General features: G+C 56.8%; 16 protein-coding genes and 1 pseudogene. 8 read left to right on the forward strand and 9 right to left on the reverse strand.

All coding sequences use genetic code 11. The annotated features are described in order from the left end of the window. Positions 1-424 (forward strand): annotated as a pseudogene (locus tag ACF8AM_RS12615) (excinuclease ABC subunit A); the annotation flags it as partial. 171 nt (positions 425-595) lie between these two features. Here ACF8AM_RS12615 and hisG read toward each other — a convergent pair. From hisG to ACF8AM_RS12630, 3 genes are all read right to left on the reverse strand, one after another. After that, the gene (gene hisG, locus ACF8AM_RS12620; protein WP_392555974.1) at positions 596-1,486 is read right to left on the reverse strand and encodes an ATP phosphoribosyltransferase; all 891 of its coding nucleotides are present in this window, start codon (positions 1,484-1,486) and stop codon (positions 596-598) included. A 104-nt stretch (positions 1,487-1,590) separates the two neighbouring features. After that, on the reverse strand, positions 1,591-1,953 hold the full coding sequence (gene hisE, locus ACF8AM_RS12625) for a phosphoribosyl-ATP diphosphatase (protein WP_392555975.1): 363 nt from the start codon (positions 1,951-1,953) through the stop codon (positions 1,591-1,593). Positions 1,954-2,092: 139 nt separating this feature from the next. Then, positions 2,093-2,605, reverse strand: coding sequence for a hypothetical protein (locus ACF8AM_RS12630; protein WP_392555976.1), 513 nt, complete (start codon positions 2,603-2,605; stop codon positions 2,093-2,095). Between the two features lie 248 nt (positions 2,606-2,853). Between ACF8AM_RS12630 and ACF8AM_RS12635 the strand changes: the two genes are divergently transcribed. The 4 genes from ACF8AM_RS12635 (at position 2,854) to ACF8AM_RS12650 (ending at position 9,095) form a co-directional block, all read left to right on the forward strand. Further along, positions 2,854-6,717, forward strand: coding sequence for a protein kinase (locus ACF8AM_RS12635; protein ID WP_392555977.1), 3,864 nt, complete (start codon positions 2,854-2,856; stop codon positions 6,715-6,717). Between the two features lie 143 nt (positions 6,718-6,860). Then, the gene (locus ACF8AM_RS12640; RefSeq protein ID WP_392555978.1) at positions 6,861-7,367 is read left to right on the forward strand and encodes a hypothetical protein; all 507 of its coding nucleotides are present in this window, start codon (positions 6,861-6,863) and stop codon (positions 7,365-7,367) included. Positions 7,368-7,737: 370 nt separating this feature from the next. Next, entirely contained in the window at positions 7,738-8,412 is a 675-nt protein-coding gene (locus ACF8AM_RS12645; RefSeq protein ID WP_392555979.1) for a hypothetical protein, read from the forward strand. 104 nt (positions 8,413-8,516) lie between these two features. After that, positions 8,517-9,095 carry an ECF-type sigma factor gene (locus ACF8AM_RS12650; RefSeq protein WP_392555980.1) on the forward strand — a complete coding sequence of 193 codons (579 nt, stop codon included), beginning with the start codon at positions 8,517-8,519 and terminating at the stop codon, positions 9,093-9,095. A gap of 42 nt (positions 9,096-9,137) precedes the next feature. Here the strand turns inward: ACF8AM_RS12650 and ACF8AM_RS12655 are convergent, their stop codons facing one another. Further along, positions 9,138-9,641: a hypothetical protein gene (locus tag ACF8AM_RS12655; protein WP_392555981.1), complete on the reverse strand. Its 504-nt coding sequence runs from the start codon at positions 9,639-9,641 to the stop codon at positions 9,138-9,140. Positions 9,642-9,872: 231 nt separating this feature from the next. Here ACF8AM_RS12655 and ACF8AM_RS12660 point away from each other — a divergent pair, with 231 nt between their 5' ends. After that, positions 9,873-10,895: an SMP-30/gluconolactonase/LRE family protein gene (locus ACF8AM_RS12660; RefSeq protein WP_392555982.1), complete on the forward strand. Its 1,023-nt coding sequence runs from the start codon at positions 9,873-9,875 to the stop codon at positions 10,893-10,895. Positions 10,896-11,001: 106 nt separating this feature from the next. Here ACF8AM_RS12660 and ACF8AM_RS12665 read toward each other — a convergent pair whose 3' ends face one another. From ACF8AM_RS12665 to dxr, 4 genes are all read right to left on the reverse strand, one after another. Next, on the reverse strand, positions 11,002-11,937 hold the full coding sequence (locus ACF8AM_RS12665) for an alpha/beta hydrolase (RefSeq protein WP_392555983.1): 936 nt from the start codon (positions 11,935-11,937) through the stop codon (positions 11,002-11,004). Between the two features lie 78 nt (positions 11,938-12,015). After that, positions 12,016-12,915: a DMT family transporter gene (locus tag ACF8AM_RS12670; protein ID WP_392555984.1), complete on the reverse strand. Its 900-nt coding sequence runs from the start codon at positions 12,913-12,915 to the stop codon at positions 12,016-12,018. Between the two features lie 64 nt (positions 12,916-12,979). Further along, positions 12,980-15,142 carry a site-2 protease family protein gene (locus tag ACF8AM_RS12675; RefSeq protein WP_392555985.1) on the reverse strand — a complete coding sequence of 721 codons (2,163 nt, stop codon included), beginning with the start codon at positions 15,140-15,142 and terminating at the stop codon, positions 12,980-12,982. Positions 15,143-15,260: 118 nt separating this feature from the next. Continuing rightward, entirely contained in the window at positions 15,261-16,628 is a 1,368-nt protein-coding gene (gene dxr, locus ACF8AM_RS12680) for a 1-deoxy-D-xylulose-5-phosphate reductoisomerase (protein WP_392555986.1), read from the reverse strand. Between the two features lie 247 nt (positions 16,629-16,875). Between dxr and ftsH the strand changes: the two genes are divergently transcribed. Both ftsH and ACF8AM_RS12690 read left to right on the forward strand, forming a co-directional pair. Further along, positions 16,876-19,095 (forward strand): ATP-dependent zinc metalloprotease FtsH, encoded by a 2,220-nt coding sequence (gene ftsH, locus ACF8AM_RS12685; RefSeq protein ID WP_392555987.1) that lies wholly within the window; start codon positions 16,876-16,878, stop codon positions 19,093-19,095. Between the two features lie 195 nt (positions 19,096-19,290). Further along, positions 19,291-20,151: a hypothetical protein gene (locus ACF8AM_RS12690; protein ID WP_392555988.1), complete on the forward strand. Its 861-nt coding sequence runs from the start codon at positions 19,291-19,293 to the stop codon at positions 20,149-20,151. Positions 20,152-20,214: 63 nt separating this feature from the next. On the opposite strand, the gene ACF8AM_RS12695 is transcribed toward ACF8AM_RS12690, so the two are convergent. Beyond that, on the reverse strand, positions 20,215-20,525 hold a 311-nt coding region (locus tag ACF8AM_RS12695), incomplete at its 5' end, for a tryptophan synthase subunit alpha (protein WP_392555989.1).

A 20,525-nucleotide genomic window follows, 5' to 3' on the forward strand; every position in this document is an offset into this window, starting at 1 on the left:
TCGCGAAATGCCGAAGGTTCAGAACAAGCTGAAGCGGTTGATTGACGTGGGGCTGGATTATGTCGCGTTGGGGCAACCGGCGACCACGCTTTCCAGCGGTGAGGCTCAGCGTTTGAAGTTGGCCGCGTTCCTCGCAGGATCGAGCAAGCGACGGACGTTGTTCTTGATGGACGAGCCGACGACCGGATTGCATTTCGACGACATCACGCGACTGCTGAAGTGCTTTGATGCGTTGATCGAAGAAGGGCACTCGTTGATCGTGATCGAGCACCATCCTATGCTGATGGCGGCCGCGGATCAGATCATCGAAGTCGGCCCCGGTGCCGCAGAAGAGGGCGGCCAGATTGTGGCCAGCGGGACTCGTGATGAAGTCGCGTCGGTCAACGACAGTCTGACCGGACAGGTCTTAAGGCAGATGCTTTGACGAGCAATGGGAGTAGAACGTTTGTCTCAAACGTTTGCGTGGCTGGTTGGCGACGTCGAGACACATGACGCGAATGGTGTGACACGCTGCGTCTGGGAATTGATGCGGCTCGGCGTTTGAATGTGGCCCGACGGAACAGTTGGGGACAATGGTTCTACTCTGGTTCGCATCCTACAAACGACAATTATTGATCGTCATTTCGAAGATGCCGGACGCGCCGATTTCTTTGAGACGTTCCATGACTTCGACGACTTCGCCGCGTCGGACCATGACTTGAACGGCACACCAGTCTTGATCTTCCAACGAATTGATGGTTGGAGAATTGAAACCGGGGGTAATCTTTTCCGCTTCGCTGACTCGCGATCGAGGGATGTTGTATTCGACCAGGGAATAGTCTCGAGCGAGGACCACGCCTTCGAGTCGCGAAACCAAACGGTCGGCAACTTCTTTGCGGCGATGCGTTCCGTTTTGAATCAGCACGGTTTCGTAGTGGCCGATTTCTTCCAGGATCCGCAAGCGGTTGGCTGCCAGAGTGCTGCCGGTTTCGACCAAATCGACGATCGCGTCCGCAACGCCCAGGCGGATCATCGCTTCGACGCTGCCGGACAGCGACACCAGATGAGCTTTTGCGTTTTTGGTGGCGAGGTATTGCTCGGTGACGTGGGGGAAGCTGGTCGCGATCCGTTTGCCATTGAGCTGTGCCGCGTCGGTGTAGTCTTCGTCATCGGGGACGCAGAACGCCAGTCGGCATCGGCCGACACCAAACGCCATGCGTTGTTCGACCTTGGCCCCGGCTTCTTCGACCAGGTCACTGCCGGTGATCCCCATGTCGATGGCACCTTCAGCGCACAGAGTCGGGATGTCATCGGTTCGCAGAAAGATCAGATCGATTGGTAGCCCGCTGACTCGAGCGAACAGGCCTCGATTTTGACGGCGGAAGCTCAATCCCGCTTGGTTCAGCAGCCCGGTGGCCAGTTCGCTGAGCCGGCCTTTGCTGGGAATCCCCAAACGCAAGAAACTGTCGGGGTCAGAGCCGCTTCCGAGGGGGGCCAAAGTCGTCATGGGAACCAAAAAAGATCGAGAACCAAAAAGTCAGTGAGGCGAAAAGAGTAATCGCTGAAGTTGATTTTTGGCAGGTGTCTGTTTGGATCCCAGCGTATTCGGGCTCACGATTCGGTTGTGTCCGAGTCCTTTTTTGCCGGCCGGGAGGCTTTTTCGACTAGGCCCGAGGTGCCTTCGCGGCGAGCCAGTTCGGCGGCAACTTCGTCGAGCTCGATTCCGCGCCAAGCCATCAGAACCATCGCGTGATAGATCAGGTCGCCGGCTTCGTAGATGGCATGTTGGCGGCCGGCTTCGTCCGGTTCGTCGGCCGCTTCGATCAGTTCCTCGGCTTCTTCGCGAATTTTTCGACCGATCGCTTCGGCACCACCGTTCATCAACTTGGTTGTGTAGGAGCCCTCCGGACGCTCCGCGGCACGGGTCCGCAGGGTGGCCATCAAACGATCCAGGGGAAGCAACGATTCGGGCATGGAATTTCCGTTTCAACGAAGGAGTGAGCTGCCCTGGCCAACATACTTCCGCCAACAATTGATCGGAACCCGCCGGGCAATGAAGCCCGCGAGTTCCGTTGTCGTTTTGCTGAGGGTGCTCTTGTTCAGGCGTTGGAAATCACCAAGGCATGACCGCGTTTTGCACGGGCGGCGTGTAGGGTTGCGGGAGGGTGCGATTGTCGATCGCCCGTGCTCGGCTGATGCTGGACCGTCCGAACCATGAATTTGCTGTCGAGTTGGATCGAGCGTTGGACCAATTGCCAAGTGCTTTCGCGGTGCTGCTGCTTCTCGAGAATCCACCGTGAGTGACCGCACGTGCATCGGCGTGTGATCGGGCTCTCCAGCCGTTGGCGTGCGAGCGACCTTGGCTGATTGCGACACCGCCGTTGGCGTAGGCGGTGCTGTTTCCACTGGCGAATCCGCCGTTGCGACCGCTGCCTCGCATGTCGGATCGAGCGTAGCCGCCGTTGGTGGCGTAGGAGCTGGCGTTCAGTCGAGTATTTCCACGGCCGCTGGCGGTTGAGATCGCGGTGCCGCCGTTGGAGTAGCTGCGGGCGGTGACTTGAGCGTTGGCTTCGGCGGTCATCAAGCAAGCGGCTGCGACGGCGATGGCGAAGAGACGAGTGGACATGGCTGGGTTCCTCAGTGAGAGAGTTTCAAAAAGTCGTTTTGAAGGACGTTGTTGTCTTCACCGGAACCTTGCGAGAAACCCGTCGCAGACCCCTCATCGATTTTCACTTTTTTTGATTCGCACCTGAAAACCCAGTGAAACTGGAGCCGACACTGCGGGAGATTCGAGTAAGCTTCGCCCGGGGGATCGCAGCTTCAGAGCGAAATTGACTCGCGAAGAAGTGACGTTAAACGAACGAGGGGACCGTTTTGTCGGATGACCAGTCATCAAACCCAGAAGACATTTTCTTCGACGCCATTGATCGTCCGGCCGTGGAGCGGGAAGCATTTCTGCTGGATCGATGTGGCGACAACAGCGATCTGTTGCAGCAGGTCCGAAAGCTGCTCGCAGCCGATGAGGCGGCGCAAGGCGACGAGTTCCTGAAGTCGAAATTCATGCCGGCGTCACCGCTGATGCAGGCCATCGGGGACGACCAGCCGAACGAGTCGGGCGACATCCCCGAAGAATACGCCGCGGTCGGCGAGTCCGCTCGTTTCCAAATCCTTTCGCGTCACGATGAAGGTGGGTTGGGCGAAGTCTTGGTCGCCCACGACCGGCAGCTCGACCGAGAGGTCGCGATCAAGCAGATTCGGCCACAATGGAACGGGCACGAAGAAGCCAACGCCCGCTTTCTTCGCGAAGCCGAGATCACTGGCCGGTTGGAACATCCCGGCATCGTTCCCGTTTATGCCATGGGGACTTGGAAGGACGGACGGCCTTTTTATGCGATGCGTTTCATCGAAGGGCAAACGCTACGGCAAGTCATCCGCGAATACCGTGATTCGTTGAAAGACGAGTCGAGGCACACGAATTCTTCAAACGAAGGCGAGCAGGCTCGTTCGTTGCGGACGATCCTGAATCGTTTCGTCGATGTTTGCAACACGATCGAGTATGCGCACAGTCGGCGGATCATCCATCGCGATATCAAACCCGCCAACATCATGGTCGGACCATACGGCGAGACGCTGGTGGTGGACTGGGGACTGGCGAAGCAGCTCGATGATGGCTCGGAGATTGCGGTCGCTGATAGCTTCGATGCGAAACCAGACGCTTCCATGAAAGGCGAAAATGATTCCAGTCACACGCGAGCAGGCGGGACGGTGGGCACGCCGCAGTACATGAGTCCGGAGCAGGCGAACGGAGACGTTTCGCTGGTTGGACGCCAAACCGACGTGTATCTGCTGGGGGCAACGCTTTATCAAATTTTGACGGGATCACCGCCTCATCAAGACGATTCTGTTAGTCAGATTCTCCAGCGTGTTCGCCAAGAAGAGGTCACGCCGCCACGTCGCCGCGATGCGAGTGTTTCAGAACCGTTGCAAGCAATCTGTTTGAAAGCGATGGCGAAGAAGCCCTCGGATCGTTACCCGAGCGTGGCCACGCTGGCGGCCGACGTGGAACGTTGGTTGGGCGACGAACCCGTGTCGGTATTCAACGATCCGTTGGCGGTTCGAATTGGACGTTGGGGACGCAAGCATCGCACGCTGGCGACCAGCGGCGCGGTCGCTGCGCTGTTGTTGATGTTTGGTTCGATTGCGGGAGCGGCGGTTTGGAGTTACCAAAGTTCGCAGCGTCTGAAGGTTGAAAGCGAGCGCAATCAAAAGGAATTGGAACTCACCATCGCGAATGCGAAGCGGTTGAACGAGATTCGCAATTCGGTGGACTCCGATTGGCAGGTCGCGGACAGCGAAATCGAATTTGGACGCTATGAATCAGCGCTGGGCATTCTGCAGCGAGCCTCCAAAACGCTGGAGGAAGAACCCGAGTTCAGCCAGGATCGCGAACGAATTGTTGCCAAAGCGGAACGCATGCAGCGGTTAGTATCGTTCTACGACTTGTCGGAACAAGCCGAAGAGTTTGGGATCATGAGCCGTGACACACAGGGAATCATGGCGGCCTCGAACGCGCTGAAGGCTCTTGGCATTTGGGAGCAACGAGATTGGTGGAACTACCTGCCCAACGTGGATCTGTCGGCAGATCAAAAGGACCAGTTGCTTTGGGACACCTACCAACAGTGGATCATTCTCGATGGGATGTTGGTCAAGACGATTGGGACTCGATTGTTCGGGGTGATGAAGCATTCCGATGGTGAATCGGATTCGAGTGAGCGTTTGTGGAAGGCCTGGACGGCGATGCAGACCAAAGCCGGGATCGCAGAAGCTCAGGCGGCCAAGGTCGTGAGCGAACGCGTCGAACTGTTTCGACAATCGGAGGCGGTGCGGTGGTACCGTGGGATCGCGAATTTCCGTTTGGGTGATGGCAAATGGGTCAAAGGCGAAGAGCTGGGGACGGCTCGCAACGCGGCTGACGCGCAAAAGATCGGCATCATGTGTTTGCTATCCGCCATGGACCCATCGTTCCGAGTGGTGTTCAAAGACTACAAAAACCTTGACGCCGTCGAAGGTGGACGCCAGTTGTTTCAGCGTTCGGCGTCCCTGCGCCCCAACCACTATTGGACGCAGCTCACCCTTGGCCATCTGCAGTACTTCTCCGCGATCCAACAGCCTGAACTGACCTGGCAGAGCTATTCGTTGGCCATTCAAACCTTTGGACGATGCATCGCGATCAATCCAGACAATTGCTTTGGCTACGCCGACCGTGCTGCTTTGTATCGGATGCAGGCGGATCTATTGCGAGACGATGAGTCGGTCGATCCGTCCGTCCGCGAAGAACGGATCGAAGACCTTTTGTTGTGGAGCATGCAGGATGCTGAAAATGCATTCCGGCTGGGCGAAAAACAGCCTTGGGTCGGATGGGTCTACGGCATGACCCTTTCCGCGATCGATCAGAATCAACTTGCCGTTGACGTGTTGCTGGAAACATGTCGGCAGTCGTTGGCTTTGGTGCCGGTGGTGGATTCCGCTTTGATAGCGGCGGAAGATTTGCGGGGACGATCGGATGCGATTCAGTTCGCAGAGCAAATGACTGAGCGGCATCCCGATCAGCCGGTTTACCCATTGCTACTGGCATCGATTCATCTGACACGCCAGCAGAATGATGTGGCTGAAGTCGTTTTGGACGAGCTCTTCGAATCAGGGCAAGTCAATCAGCTATCGCCGCCCCTGCTGGCTCATGCGTTGGCGGCTCGCGGGATCATTCATTTGTCTGCCGAACGATTGGATCTCGCGGTGGAAGATTTTGAGAAAGCGAATCAGTTGGATCCGCATCACTTATGGGCGGCTTACGGAATTGCTGCCTGCAAGGATCGTTCAGGCGAGTACGAAGAAGCTCTCGGACTCTACAGGCTGGCATCGAAGCTCGCGAAGTTGAGCGAACACCAGGCCGCATGTTTATTGGGGATTGGACGGACGCAAGCCTATCTGCGGAACTATCCCGATGCGGCCGAATCGGTCCGAGCGGCATTGGAAACGCAGCCCGGTTGCGAAGTGCTCGGCGCGGTGCGTCCGTTGTATGACCGGCTGAAGGAATGGGCGAAGACGTCGCGGCCAAGGGAGGAGATGCGGCAACTGTCGGACTGGATCAAAGAAATCAACAAACTGCCGCGAGCGACCAAGGTGCTGATTGCGGACGGCGAGACGCCAACGCCTTACCGAGCATCTCTGCTCAACGGTGGTTTCGAACAAGGTGGATGGAATTATTGGTCCAACGATCGAGGCATCGCGTGGATCAACGATCCGGGATATCGCTCATTGGCCAGCGTCACGTCGTCTCAGGCTCACACGGGGGAGTATTCGATGCGGATCGTGGGTGATCGACCGTTATCGGGGGAAGTTGCGGCGCGGACTGATGGCGAAACCATTCCAAAGGGCGGGCGAACGAAACAGGTTTTCCCGATTCCCGAAAATTCGCGGTGTGTAGTCTCGGTTTGGGCCAAGGCAAACGATCTGAACGAAGACGCTGTGCAATTGATCGTCAATGGATCCCAGGTCCCGGTGACTTTGGATTTGGCCGAGGGAACTTACGATTGGCGGAAATTCGAGACCGAAATTTACTTCGATCGCTCGCCGGATCCGACGCTGACCAGCATTCCGATGGAGGTTCAGATTGTCTCGGCCGGCGAGGGCGAAGCGTGGTTGGATGATTTGATGGTGACGGTATTTGACGCGGATTGAGGCTCAAAACACGGAGCTTTGCCGTCTTTGGAAAAGTTTTGAATTTCGTGAGGGGATCCGAGAGGGGATCTCGCAAGTGTTTGTGAGGCGGCAAGTCAGCCGCTCGAATCACTTCCTGAAACCTTCTGCTTACGAGAAAAACCATGTCCAAGATCGTCAACTTCAAAGTCCTTTCCGGTATCGCTGCTCTCCTGTTTGTCGCTGCCGCCTGCCAACCGGCTTCAGCACAGAGTGCTGGATCGTATGTCGATTTCCTCAACGGAGGAGCCAGTGCGGGGGCATCTGCGAATGGCCAATGGAAATTCGCGAAGTCGAAAAGCAGTTCCAAGAATGGCACCAACTTTGGCCATGGCTTTGGCGTGGGAGCCGGCCCCAATGGCATCTCGCTGTCGAATTCGATTGGCGTGGGCGGCAAAGGAGTCGGTGGGATCGGTCACAACCTGAACATGACGATCGGACGCAACGGAACACACATCAGCCACGGTGGTGTGACGTCGCAAGGAAACGGTCGGATTTACACCGGTGGCAACACGGGAATCCGAAACACTGGCATGCAACGAGGTCAGATTTACGGAGGCAGCACTTCAACCGGATTTGGTAGCAGCACGCGAGCCTGGTCGAACAGCCGCACTCGGTACTGGAACCGCTGAACTGGAAGTTGTGCGTCTTACGTCGCTTCGCAGAGGTCGTGGAGTTTTCCTTCTCCTTCCCTTTGGGAGGGACGGGACGCTTCGGGCCGGGGAGGGTTCCGGGCTGGATTCAATGCTGAACCCTCCCCTCGCGTCGCTCGACCCTCCCAGAGGGAGGGTGAATTAAGTGCCATTCGGCGAACGCCCTTTGGCTTACATGTTTGAAGACGCTTGTTTGCCTGCTGAACTCGCGGGCAGCAACCAACGACTCGTCCCCATACTGACAATTTCGAAATCAACGAACGTCGGAGGATCCGACGCTCTTTTCTCAGTGACCTCAGATGAGGTCCGATCGAACATTCAACTCATCACCAACTCTCAAGGTGTTCCCATGAATCGTCTCCTCCTGGCTTCCGTTCTTTGTCTCGGGGTGTCCTTTGTCGCTCTGCAAGCCTCGCATGCCGATCAGCCAGCGATTGGTGCTCCTACCGAGAAGATCGATGCCGTCGATTCCCTTCATCCAGATTGGAAGGTCCAGTTCGCTCCCGTTCCAGAATTGTTGCGAATGCATTGTCCCATGCTGATACCTGGGCACGGTTTGGTCGTCGAGCGAGTGGTTGAATCCAAAGACGCTCCCTTCCGACTCAAACGCGGTGACGTGTTGATGTCGGTCGATGGGATGCCCGTGCTGGAACGCGATGGTGCACCCAAGCTTGCCCGGACGAACGTGCTCGTGATGCGGCGTGGCCAGATGATTCCCGTTCACAAGGCTCGTCGGGCTCAGGCCAACGGATCCCAATTCGGGCAACCGTTCCCACGGATGAGTCAGTGGTCGTTGCCTGGTCGGACCGGTATCGCGGTTTCCACGTCTGCCTTTGCTGGTCGCAATGAGAGCGTTTCGGTGAGCCAGAACGGTGATGATGTTTCGGTGAGTTTGGATTTGCCAGACCTGCATCCAGCACCGCTTCGCTACCACGGGACGCATGACCAGATCGAAGACGAAGTTCGCAACAGCAACCTTGCTCCAGCGGTTCGACGTCGTGTCTTGGAAGCGATCGGCCGGTGACCTCGGTGGGTCGAAAAGCGGGTATGCTTTCCGGGGCGTTTGATTTCATCTTCCGATCCGCACCGCCGCCTTCGTACCCGTCTCGTCGTTGGAGTTTTTGTCTCGTGAGCCAACCTGAAACCGAAGTCTCGATGCTGTTGCAGCAGGTGAAGAACGGCGACGAAGAAGCTCGCGAAAAGTTGTTCGTGACGTTGCAGTCTGAACTGCGAGACATGGCGGGGGCGTTGATGCGTGGCGAGCGTCCCGATCACACGTTGCAAGCGACAGCTCTGGTCAACGAGGCCTGTGTGCGGTTGTTGGACACCGAGGCACTGAAGAACGTTTCCGATCGTCGGTACATGTTTGGGATGGCCAACCGGGCGATGCGGCAAATCTTGATCGATCACGCTCGGCGTCGTCGGACCAATAAGCGCGGCGGTGACTACCAGCGAGCTTCCCTGGATGTGGTGCTGGACAACTTTGAAGCCAACAACCGTTGCCAATACGAGGATTTGGAAGCCGCGTTGGAAGGGTTGGAATCGACGTCGCCTCGCCAACGTGAAGTGGTGGAACTGAGGTTCTTTTCGGGGCTGACGAACGAAGAAGTCGCCAAGGTTCTTGAAATCAGCGTCGCGACGGTGGAGCGTGATTGGCGTTTGGCGAGAGCGAAGTTGTTCGATCAACTACGACGCGACGACGCGTAGGCGGCTCGACCGTCGGTCAGGAGATTCTGGGGGCCCGCTGACTCAGCGATTGAACAGCTCTGCGGGAGCAACCAAAGCTTGTTCGATTTCAGGTTGTTCCCGTGCAGGTGACTCGTCGCGACCGTGAGTGCGAGGCGGTCGTCCGGATCGCTGCCAAAGTTCGATTTGTTTGCCTTTGGCTTCTTCCAGGTTGTCGCTCATCTTCGACGCGCTCTGCTGGGCATTGGCAAGCAGCCGTGAAACGGACCCCAGTCGTGGGTCCGCGCGATTGGGGGATACTTGCGCGATTGATTCCAATTGTGATTGAGCCAGTGCGAGTTGAGCTTCAAGTTCGATCACTCGCGATTCGGCGCTCTCGACCTCCGCCAAAGTCTCCTCGTCGAATTCCACACCTGCGAAGGATCGGATTCCCGCGTCTTGCAAGATTTCGCGAACGGTGGTGGGAGTGAGGAACAACGCTAGCATTGCGAGCACCAGGATCAGTTCTCGGATTGCAGCAAATCCGTCACGCACGGACGCGAAAGTGGATGGGGTGGGTTCGTCCATGGAAAATCCTTTTCCAATCGATGAAATGGGACAAGCTCTTCTTTCGTGTTTTCGGGGGTGCAAGTCCAGATCGTTTCAAGATTTTGAGACGCGGTGAATTGGTGCAGAGTTTTCGGCGGAGTGGTCGGCGATCGTTTATTCTGTGCCTTTTCGAAAGGCAATGGCGGGATGAAAATGATGCAAAAAACGAGGTTGACGGTGATTCGAAGCGACGGGAATCGAAGAGTGGCGATGGTTTTATCGGCGATTCTGGGCGTGGTTTCGGCTGGCTCTGCGCTCGCTCAAGACACGATGCCTTCACCGAATCCGGCCCCTCTTATTTTCGCAGGCAAGCCAACCATGCTGCAGGAGCATGGTGCGGGGGAAGGGCCAGCATGGCATCCTGAAAAGGGACTTTTCACCAGCGGTGAGGGCAACATCAACCTGCGAAGCCCAAGGGGTGAAATGTCGGTGTATCAAACGGACTCTGGGTCGAATGGTTTGATGTTTGACCGTGAGGGACGTCTGATCGTTTGCGAAGCGGTGCGACGTCGGATTGTGCGAGTGGAACTGGACGGCAGCAAAACCGTTTTGGCAGATGGTTTCGATGGGATGAAATTCAACCAGCCCAATGACCTTTCCGTTGATTCTGTTGGCCGGATCTACTTCACCGACCCGCAGTATGGTGATCGGTCGAACATGGAATTGGTGGATGAAGCGGGCAAGCACGTCGAGGGCGTATACCGAATCGATCTCGATGGAACGGTCTCTCGAATCATTGCTCACGAAGTCGATCGGCCGAACGGGTTGGTGGTCACGGCAGACGATCGACTTCTGTTTGTCGCGGACAACAACAACGGTTTGGGCGGCGCGAGAAAGTTATGGCGATTTAATTTGAAGGCGAATGGAAGCGTTGATCCAAGCAGTCAAACATTGGTTCACGATTGGGGAACGACTCGTGGGCCAGACGGAATGAAATTGGATCAACAAGGACGTCTGTACGTCGCCGCCGGTTTGAACAAACCGCATTTGCCGCAGGAAACGGCGGAGCAACCAACGGCAGGCATTTATGTGTTTTCGCCGGAGGGGAAATTACTGGATTGCCTGCGGATTCCACGCGATGAAACGACCAATTGTGCCTTCGGCGGAGACGATCTGAAGACCTTGTTCGTGACCGCGGGAGGGACGCTGTGGAGTGTTCCGACGAAGGTTGCAGGAGCCCCGGTGTTCCCCTTGCTCACGGGCAAGCCTTTTGGCGAATCAACTGGCAAATGATTCCGGCGTTTGATTTCGGCGAATCATCACGGAATGAAAAAACCAACGTTCCGCCGGGCGAAACGTTGGGCATGACGTTGAGTCGTGGGACGAGATTCCGGACTGATCAGCGTTCGATCCACTCGTTTTCACTCTCGCTGACTGGCACGTTGGCCTTGATGAACTTGATGATGTCCGTCGTCGTGGACGAGACTTCGTTGATCAACGCTGGTCCACTCAGGCTGGTGCTTTCCATTTTGACTTCCAAACCACCGATCTTCAGGCGTTTGCGAAGAGCGGTGATTCGACCGCCCAATCGTTCGGCTTCCTGGGCTTCGGGGCTGGCTTTGCCGGCGACAATCATGGTGGGCAGTAGCCCGACGTTCCGATCACGTAGGGTGGAGTCGATTGTCAGTCCATTGAAGTTTTTAATCGGAGAGACGTAGACGAGCGCCTTCACGTCTTGACCTTGTTTCAAGCGGCCAACACTGGGGAAACCCCAGTCGCGAACGGCCCAGTGAGCGGCCATGATCGCTCCTTCTTCCACGCCCACAACCGTCAGGGCGTTGAGGTTCAAGCGGCCTTCGTTGTTTTCTTTCTTCAGGAATTGTTTGGCTTCTTCCAGGTCATATTGAATGATCGCTTGGATGTCGCGTTTGCCCATCGTGTTGACGTTGAAGTCCTTTGTGTCACCGCGAGGGGTGGTGTATTGGCGACTGTTCCCATGCCCGCGGTACTCAACCAGCAACACGGCCAATCCAGCCGAACGCATTGTTAGGCAGAGTTTTTGATAAGGCGAAGCTTGCCCTTTCCACTCATGAATCAACAGAACCGGAATCGCATTCTTGCCCTCCGTTGAGGGGAAGTAGAACGAGGTCAGCTCAATGTTGTCTTTGGTCTTGAGTTTGACCGGACGCGGTTTGAGCGCTGGATCGTCGTTCTTTTTCTTACGCTGTGCGGACGCGGGAACGGCCATCAACGCCGAGATCAAAACGGCGGAGCATCCGATCAGAAGCTTGCGAGTCAACGGCGAAGCGGGTGAATGAAAAGCAGTTGCAAACATGGGGATGCTGGACAGGGGTGGGAGTCAATGAGGATGAGACGAGACCCTCATTTTAACCCAAGCCCAACCTCGCTGCATTCATCCAATTGGCAATCGTTTTCGACGCGACATCCCGGTGTGAGTGAGGACCAGTACCGCGATCGCGGTGGCGCCCACATAAAAACCAACTCCTAACGTCTGATAATCGCCAAACAAAACGGCACCAAGAATCATTCCGTAAACCGGTTCCAGATTGTTGGCGAAGTTGATGGTGAACACGGTCAGGCATTTCAGGAGCGAAACGTATTCGCTGTAGGCGTAGACCGTGCACACCACTGCCAAGATTAATAGCCAAGAGAAATCGCTCCATGATGGCACCAGGTCCAGACCTTGGCCTTTGCTCAGGTAGAACGCGGACAGAGGCAGACAAGCGGCGCAAAAGACGCAGGCCCCAACCATTTCATACAGCGAGATGACACGGTGAGGCGTCGTCGTGGCGAAACGTCCGTTCAAAATTGAAAACACAGCGGCCGCAATTGCCGCGGTGATCGCGATCAGGAATCCACCGGCGTACTGGAGTTCACTTTGAAAAATCACCGCGACAGCGGCAATGACACCGATGCCGAACAGTAGATCCATCGGCCGCAGTTTGCGGTACGGGATCATCACCGGTTCGAGCAACGCGGTCCACAGCGAGACCGTTGCGACGCCGACCATGCACACCGAAACGTTGGCCACTTTCACTGCCAAGAAGAACAGCACCCAGTGAGCACCGATCAAGCATCCGGTCGCCAGCATCGCGAGGGCTCGCCGGGTGGGAACCCGCCAAGAAGTTCGGACCATCCAGGCCAGCACGACCGATGCAATCGCACTTCGGTACAGCACAATTTCGACAGCGGGCAGGTGAATCAATTCCCCCATGGCGCCCGTGAAGCCCCACACGAATACCAGGAAGTGCAACTTCAGGTAGTCGCGTGGTTCGCCCAAGTCGTCATTCACGGCGTCCCTTTCACATCATCGCTGGAGATCAAATCAAGAAGATCCCAGCGTAGATGCTTCGGAGCTACAAAAGGTTCAGGAGGTCATTGGTGAAGACGAAGATCATCAGGGCCAGCAATGCCAACACACCGACGAACGTCAGTCGCATTTCCATCGCTTCGTCGACCTTCTTCCCGCGAATCAGTTCGGCGGTCAGGAAGACCATGTGGCCTCCGTCGAGCGCTGGGATTGGCAGGAAGTTCAGGATCGCCAGGTTCATGCTCAGCATTGTCAAGAACATCAACTGGGCGGACAAACCCTTTTCGGCCTGGTGGCTGGCCATTTGCGCGATTCGGATAGGGCCGCCGACAAATTTGGCTTTCACTTTGCCGCGAACCAGCATGCCCAGGAAGCGGCCGACATCGGCCATCCGGCGTTTGCCTTCACTCACACCAAGGGCGAGTGCCATGCCGATCGAGTCCGCTTGGCGAATCGATTCCACAGGAGTGAAATTCAAACCGCGTTCGTACCAGAACCGATCGGACTGGCGAACGGTCAAAGTTTGTTGAACCACGGTGCCGTTGGGGGGACGAACTGCGGTGGCGATGATCTTGGTTCCCACGGGCAACAACTGAATCGTTTCCATCAAGTTGCCCAGCGGTTTGGTGGGGCCGATTTCCCAGCCTTCCGTGAGGGCCTCCATCGCCATTTCGGTCAACTCATCTTCGATCGATTCGCGATCGGTTGCGTTGGCAAACTGAACGCGAATTTCGCGAAGTTCGTCACCGGCTTGGATCGTTTCGGTGGAGTCCGCAGCGGTTGATTCAGCCGAGGTGTTTTTGCTTTCGAGAATTTTCGATGCGACGGCGGTGGGTTCGTAGGCGAATCCGAGCGAATCGACGGACATCATTTCGCCAAACGCGGACACAGGCGTCATCGTTTGTTCGACGCGCTGCGGTGTCAGCGTCAGATCGATTTCTTCGCTGGCGTCGCCTTCCCCGCGTCGCACTTTGATCGTCACCGGTTCGTCGTATTGAACATCGGTGAGGAGCATTTGGTAGGCGTCGACATCGGTGTCATCACCAACGGCGATGATTTGGTCGCCGACTTTCATGCCCGCCTTTTCAGCCGGTCCGTTTTGCATCAGGGCCTTGATCGGTCCAATTTTGAACTGGATGCCAAAGTCCTTGGCCTTTTGAGGCGGTAGGGTCAGAGTGTGTTCGGTTTCGTCGGCGCGAGCCAAACGGAGTTCGATGGGTTGAGATGGGGCGGTGTGAATGCGAGTCAACAAAGGAGTGATTGGCATGATCGAACTGGCGTCAAGCGTTTGCTCGTCGAAGCCGATCACTTTGGCGCCTGCGTCAGCATCGGTCACCACTTCGGCGGCGATCGAGTTTGGCATCGCCGGAAGGTCCTTGAACAGCGTGTCGCCGGTTGGGCTTTGGATGCCGATCATGCGTCGATCGGGTTCGATCGGGCTGGCCTGCGTTACCAGTTGATATTCGCGAGTGTCGTCGCCGTATTGCAGGCGAACCGGAACGGGAGTTTCGGACGATTCCATGCCCGCTTCCATGATCTTCAACTGCATTTCGCTGAACGGCAGTTGGGAATCGTCTTCGAGCGAACCGACGGAGACGACGCGTCCGCCGGATTGAATTCCGGCCTGCCAAGCGGGGCCACCGGGAGTCACACCGCCAACAACGGCGGGCGTGTAGCCGACTCCGTTGAAGAACGCGAACGCGGCAAATAAAACGCCCGTGATCACGTTCATGACCACGCCAGCGCTGATGATGATCATTCGTTGCCAAACGGGTTTGGCTGGGTAGCTTCGCGGATCGAGCTTTTCTTCTGAGTCGGACGCTTCACCGCTTTGGCGAATGCGTTGGGCTTCTTCTTCGGCCTTGCGTGGGTCGTCGTCTTGTCCCAGCATCTTCACGTATCCGCCCAGGGGCAGAATGCCGATTCCGTATTCGGTTTCGCCGTAGGTGAATTTGCCCAGCGTGCGAGGGAATTTGATCGGCCCGATGGAGATTGGAACGTCAAAGCCGACGTAGAACTTTTCACACTTCACGCCAAATGTTTTCGCGGCAAGAAAGTGACCGAGTTCGTGAACAAAGATCACCAAGCCGATTCCCAGGGCGACTTGGACCCACAACCAAGTGGATTGCAACCAAGCGAGGACGCCGCCGGTGTCTTCGGTGGCCGCCAACAAGGAGGGCAAGAGGGACCAATCAACAGGCAACGACATGAATTCGACGGGGGTGAAGGAGAGTTGAACGGGGATGCCAGCCTGGCAAACCCTCGTTGAAGATATGGTTGGTCGAGCGAACCGGTTCAGTGAACGAGTTCAATCGAGGTGTTTTGATTTAAATTTGAGCCAATTCGCGAGCTCGATCACGTGCCCAAACGTCTAATTTTAGCAGTCGTTCGAGTGTGGGCGAAGATTCATGATTGTGATCGAGCAACGTTCGGCGGCAAATTTCAGGGATGTCAGTAAAGCGAATTTGCCGGTTTAGGAACAGGTCGACTGCCGTTTCGTTGGCTGCGTTGACCACGGCACCCGCCGTTCCGCCGACGCGGGCCACTTCAAAACCAAGGGCCAGAGCCGGAAAACATTCTGGATCGGCGGGGCAAAGCGTCATGTCCCAGCTCTGTGACCGGTCCAGTTCAGGTGCTGGGCAGGGCAAACGGCGTGGGTAGGTCAGGGCGTATTGGATCGGCATCCGCATGTCCGGCGGGCTGACCTGCGCGATCAGGCTGCCGTCTTCGAATTCGACCAGGGAATGGATCAGCGATTGAGGATGGACGACGACTTCGATTTTGTCGGCTGGGACATCGAACAACCATTTGGCTTCGATCACCTCGAGAGCTTTGTTCATCATCGAGGCGGAATCGATCGTGATTTTCTCCCCCATTTTCCAGGTCGGATGAGCGAGAGCCTGTTCGACGGTTGCTCCCCGCATTTGGGCGGTCGTCCAATCTCGAAACGGCCCGCCACTGGCCGTCAGAATCAGTCGCCGGACGCCGGGCCAATGCGTCTTTGCTGGGGCTGGGGTGGATTGAAATTGGTCGCGGGCGGACGTAGCAGCCGAGGGATCGGCGGCGGAATTCAGCGCCGCCGCGTGGCTTTGGCGAGCCCGTGATTCCGCCAAACACTGGAAAATCGCGGAATGCTCGCTGTCGATCGGCAGCAACTCGGCGGCGTTGTCCGCGGCGGCCTGCGTCACGACTGGGCCAGCGACCACCAGGGTTTCTTTGTTGGCCAAGGCGACTCGTTTGCCCGCGTGAACGGCAGCCAAAGTGGATTCCAGGCCGGCTCGTCCCACGATGGCGGCAACCACCACATCGACGTCTTTTGCCGTTGCGGCTCGAACCAACGCGTCGGGGCCCACGTCCAACTGACAATGGCTCGTCAGTCGTGAAGCAGATTGGGCGGCGGCGGTTTGAAGTGCCTGAGCGGCTTGGGGGTGTTTGTCCGTGTTCGAAACGACCACCGATTGCGGTGGAGTGTGACAACCGCTTGCCAATTCGATCAGGAAGTCGATTTGAGAGTGACCCGAGACGCTGGAAACTTCCCACGCGAATTGGGGATCGCATCGATTCAGGTTTTCGATCACATCGAGCGTGGCAACACCGATGCTGCCGGTCGCACCTAGAACGGCGACCCGGCTGATCGGGCGGTTGGTGGACCGGAAATCAGGCACTGGATCCGCAGAGGGGGGATCGGCGGGCACGGTCGGTTCCGTTCGGGATGGGATGGATGGGGGCAATGTCACGAGAATGATTGTCCAGGGTGTCGGGGGCCGTATCATGGGGGAACGGACCAGCCAGAACAATCCGAATAAGCCATCCAGACGCGTTGCAGGGCCAGATTTTCAGCCCGTCGCGGACGTGGTGGCTTGGGAACTCATCCGGCTGAAGAAATAGTGTGACCGTGGCTGAATCAGCCGACATCAACGAAACAATGACAATTGGAACGCAATGAGCAACGAACCCAAGTCGAAACGCGGTGGATCGTCCGAGAATCGAGGCGGAGGAAATGTCTGGTTGGTTTTACTGGCCGTGACGTGCGCCGTTGTGCTGAGTGCGTTTCTATTCAGTGACAACCGCCGCCGGCTGGCGTACCCGCATCTGAAGGAACTGCTGGCGAAATCCGCTGAGCGGCAGCAGGCGATCGAATCTCGCCAAGCGAACGCTTCCTCGGAAAAGTCTGCTGAATCGTCCGAGGCGACATCCGGCGATTCCTCGGGATTGGATGCAGCGGCGGATTCCAACGCAGAGGATTCCGTCTCTGAAACCGCGGCGACGTTGATCGATGGCGATCCCGCGAACGAACTTCCCAGCCCCAAGATCACTGTCCCGAGCAGCACCAAGGAAAATGTGCTGCACGAATTCAGTCGTCTTAGTGATATTCGGGTGGCCGACGATCGGATCACGGGAAAGGTCTATTTCAAAGCCTTCACGCCGAATCATTCCAGCGAAAAAGAACTAGCGGAACAGGTCAATTTCCTAACCATTCGCGGTTACCCCAACGATGTGACCGCAGCGGAACTGGAAGATCTGCTGGAGCAGTCAGGAGTTGCGTGGGACAACGATCGTCCCAGCCGTTTCTTAGAAAATCATTGGCCTGAATTGTTGATGATCGGCGTGTTGGTGGCTCTTGGAATCGTGATGCTCAAACGCATGGGCGGCGTCGGTTCGCCGATGTCCTTCTCACGAAGCCGCGGAAAGCTGTACAGCGAAGATGATTTGCCGACGACGTTCGAGGACGTGGCTGGAATTGAAGAAGCGGTCGATGAAGTCCGTGAGGTCGTGGACTTCCTCAAAAACAGCGACAAGTATCAGAGCTTGGGCGGCCGGATTCCCAAAGGTGTCCTGCTCGTCGGGCCTCCGGGAACCGGGAAAACGTTGTTGGCCAAAGCGATCGCTGGCGAAGCAGGCGTGCCGTTTTTCAGCCTTTCGGGCAGCGACTTTGTAGAGATGTTTGTTGGTGTCGGTGCCGCTCGCGTTCGCGACATGTTCACTCAAGCGGTCAATCGTGCTCCCTGCATCATCTTCATCGACGAACTCGATGCGCTCGGAAAAAGCCGCAGTGGCAGCGTGGTCGGCGGGCATGATGAACGCGAGCAAACGCTGAACGCGTTGCTTGTTGAGATGGACGGTTTTGATTCCAATTCCGGCGTCATCGTTGTTGCCGCCACCAACCGGCCGGAGACCTTGGACCCAGCCTTGTTGCGTCCCGGTCGATTTGACAGACATGTTTTGGTCGATCGTCCCGATGTGGCAGGCCGCGAAGAAATTTTGGCAGTGCATGTCAAAAACGTGAAGCTCGATGAGACCGTTGAACTGAAAGGCATCGCGTCGATCACCAGTGGTTTCGTGGGCGCGGATCTCGCCAACTTGGTCAACGAAGCCGCTCTGCTGGCCGCTCGAAATGGCAAACCCGCCGTTGCGATGGAAGAGTTCAACGAGGCGGTCGAGCGTGTCACGGCTGGGTTGGAGAAGAAGAAACGGGTGATGAACGAGGATGAAAAAATTCGTGTCGCCTATCACGAGTCGGGACACGCCTTGGTCGCAGCGGCCCTTCCCAACACGGACCCGGTGCACAAAGTCAGCATCATCCCTCGCGGTCTGGCCGCGCTGGGTTACATGATGCAGCGTCCGGAATCCGAGCGGTTCCTGATGACCAAAAGTGAACTCGAAAGTCAGATGAAAGTCATGCTGGCAGGAACGTTGGCGGAGGAGATGATTTTTCAGGACATCAGCACCGGTGCTCAGAATGACTTGGAACGTTGTACCGAGACAGCTCGCAGCATGGTGATGGACTACGGCATGAGTCGACTGGGGCGAATCAATCTCCGTCGCAACACCCGCAGCCCATTCCTGGCGGGATCTGGTGGCGGTGAATACCAGGTCATGCACAGCGACGAAATGGCCAAGATGATCGACAAAGAAGTGTCGCGGATTGTCGATGACATGTTGGCACAGACACGCGAAATTTTGGAACAACGCCGTGATGTGTTGGAAGCGGTCACGCAGCGTTTGCTGGAAGTGGAGGCAATCGACAGCGACGAGTTGACGCGTTTGATCCAGGAGCACAGTCGTGGACCGTGGTTGGTTCCCGGAACGGTGACAGAAAAACCAAAAGCGAAAATTGTGCCTCCCAAGGATGCGGACGCATCGCAGGCGAATCGCTCCTGATTGCGGGCGTTTTTCGTTTGGTTTGAATGAACTTGTGATGAGCGACAAGGTGGGCTCGTTTCGAATTCCGGTCTTTCGAAAAACTTCGCAGATTTGTTAAAGCCCGATGCGGCAAGCGACGACATACGTCCGCCTTGCCGTTTTTTCATAAGCAGATGACACGCAATCGGGCGTTCAAAGATGCGATTCAATTGGATGGCGAAGAATACTATCGGGCGGACCTGTGCCGGCCTTTCGGCAGTCACAGCGCTCGGTTTGTTAACTGGATGCCAGCAAACCAACGGGACCAACGGCGCTCCGATCAGCATGCTGCAACCGGGCCAGACCGCGGTCCAGAATCCCACCCTGCCGACAATTGGCCCGTTTGGTGCATCGGCTCGTGTCCCACCACCGGCCACAGGATCGTATGGCCAAGTCAGCGGAACTCCGGCGGCAGCCGCCAATTACGCTCCTTCCGGGACGTACAATTCCACGTCCGGCGTGGTGCCGATGAGTCACAATTCCAATGACACGATCGGTTCTGGGGTTGCTCAAGCAGGCGGTACGATGCCGGCCGGCACGACACCAGCCAGCCAAGGAGCAAATCAGCAATGGGTGGAAACCAACGCGGTTCAGCCCAGCCCGTTGGTGGCAGCGGCACCGGATAGCTCGACGGGAGTTCGCAGTGGCGGGATGCCCGTGATCGACTTGACGGGAGCTCCACCGCCACCGGGGTATGTCCCTCAAAACAACAACATGTATCCGAATTCGGTGTCTTACCCGTCCACGAACGTGATGGGAACGAACAACGTCGCGGCTCAAGTCAATGTTGGCTCATCGGCGTTGCCAGGGCAATTGCCGGTCAGCCAATTGGTGCCGTCGGCCTCACCCGCTGTGCAAGCTCTGCAGTGGAACACCGCCTCGGCACCCGTTCAGTCGCCACAGGATTCCTTTCAAGGAAATGCTGCCGTGCAAAGCAATGGAATGAACACGGGCACCTCCGGACAGGCGGCTGCGAATCAGCCGAGTTTTTCGACAGCGGATCGACCGGTTCAGTGGCGAGCACCAAACCGCTGAAGCCGTTCCCACCGAGCAACAGCAGGCTCGCTTAATCGGAACGTTTGCTTTCTCTGCTCGCGATCAGGCCGCGTCGATTGCGGATCGCAGAGAACGGCAAAATTCACCGGCTTCTTCGGCGGCTGCTTTCACTGGATCGATTCCTGACTCTGTTGCCTTGGACACTGCGTCGGCAACGCGTCGAACGATCGCAGAGCCAACAATCAGGCCATCCGAAACGGGAGCCAGTTGGGCTGCGGTTTCAGGGCCACTGATTCCGAATCCGATGCAGATCGGCAATTCTGTTTGTTCGCGAAGCCAGCCAACATTGTCGACCAGGTCAGTTGGCAAAGCGATTCGTTCACCAGTGATCCCTGTGACCGACACGTAGTACA

Origin of the sequence: Rhodopirellula sp. JB055 (genome assembly GCF_043100905.1) — a bacterium.
GTDB lineage: Bacteria > Planctomycetota > Planctomycetia > Pirellulales > Pirellulaceae > Rhodopirellula.

What these genes read in the sequence shown, in the direction of transcription:
- ACF8AM_RS12660 (WP_392555982.1), top strand. Translation starts at nt 9,873, where the DNA reads ATGGTTTTATCGGCGATTCTGGGCGTGGTTTCGGCTGGCTCTGCGCTC.
- hisG (WP_392555974.1), bottom strand. Translation starts at nt 1,486, where the DNA reads ATGACGACTTTGGCCCCCCTCGGAAGCGGCTCTGACCCCGACAGTTTC.
- ACF8AM_RS12665 (WP_392555983.1), bottom strand. Translation starts at nt 11,937, where the DNA reads ATGTTTGCAACTGCTTTTCATTCACCCGCTTCGCCGTTGACTCGCAAG.
- ftsH (WP_392555987.1), top strand. Translation starts at nt 16,876, where the DNA reads ATGAGCAACGAACCCAAGTCGAAACGCGGTGGATCGTCCGAGAATCGA.
- ACF8AM_RS12630 (WP_392555976.1), bottom strand. Translation starts at nt 2,605, where the DNA reads ATGTCCACTCGTCTCTTCGCCATCGCCGTCGCAGCCGCTTGCTTGATG.
- ACF8AM_RS12675 (WP_392555985.1), bottom strand. Translation starts at nt 15,142, where the DNA reads ATGTCGTTGCCTGTTGATTGGTCCCTCTTGCCCTCCTTGTTGGCGGCC.
- ACF8AM_RS12690 (WP_392555988.1), top strand. Translation starts at nt 19,291, where the DNA reads ATGGCGAAGAATACTATCGGGCGGACCTGTGCCGGCCTTTCGGCAGTC.
- hisE (WP_392555975.1), bottom strand. Translation starts at nt 1,953, where the DNA reads ATGCCCGAATCGTTGCTTCCCCTGGATCGTTTGATGGCCACCCTGCGG.
- ACF8AM_RS12655 (WP_392555981.1), bottom strand. Translation starts at nt 9,641, where the DNA reads ATGGACGAACCCACCCCATCCACTTTCGCGTCCGTGCGTGACGGATTT.
- ACF8AM_RS12645 (WP_392555979.1), top strand. Translation starts at nt 7,738, where the DNA reads ATGAATCGTCTCCTCCTGGCTTCCGTTCTTTGTCTCGGGGTGTCCTTT.
- ACF8AM_RS12640 (WP_392555978.1), top strand. Translation starts at nt 6,861, where the DNA reads ATGTCCAAGATCGTCAACTTCAAAGTCCTTTCCGGTATCGCTGCTCTC.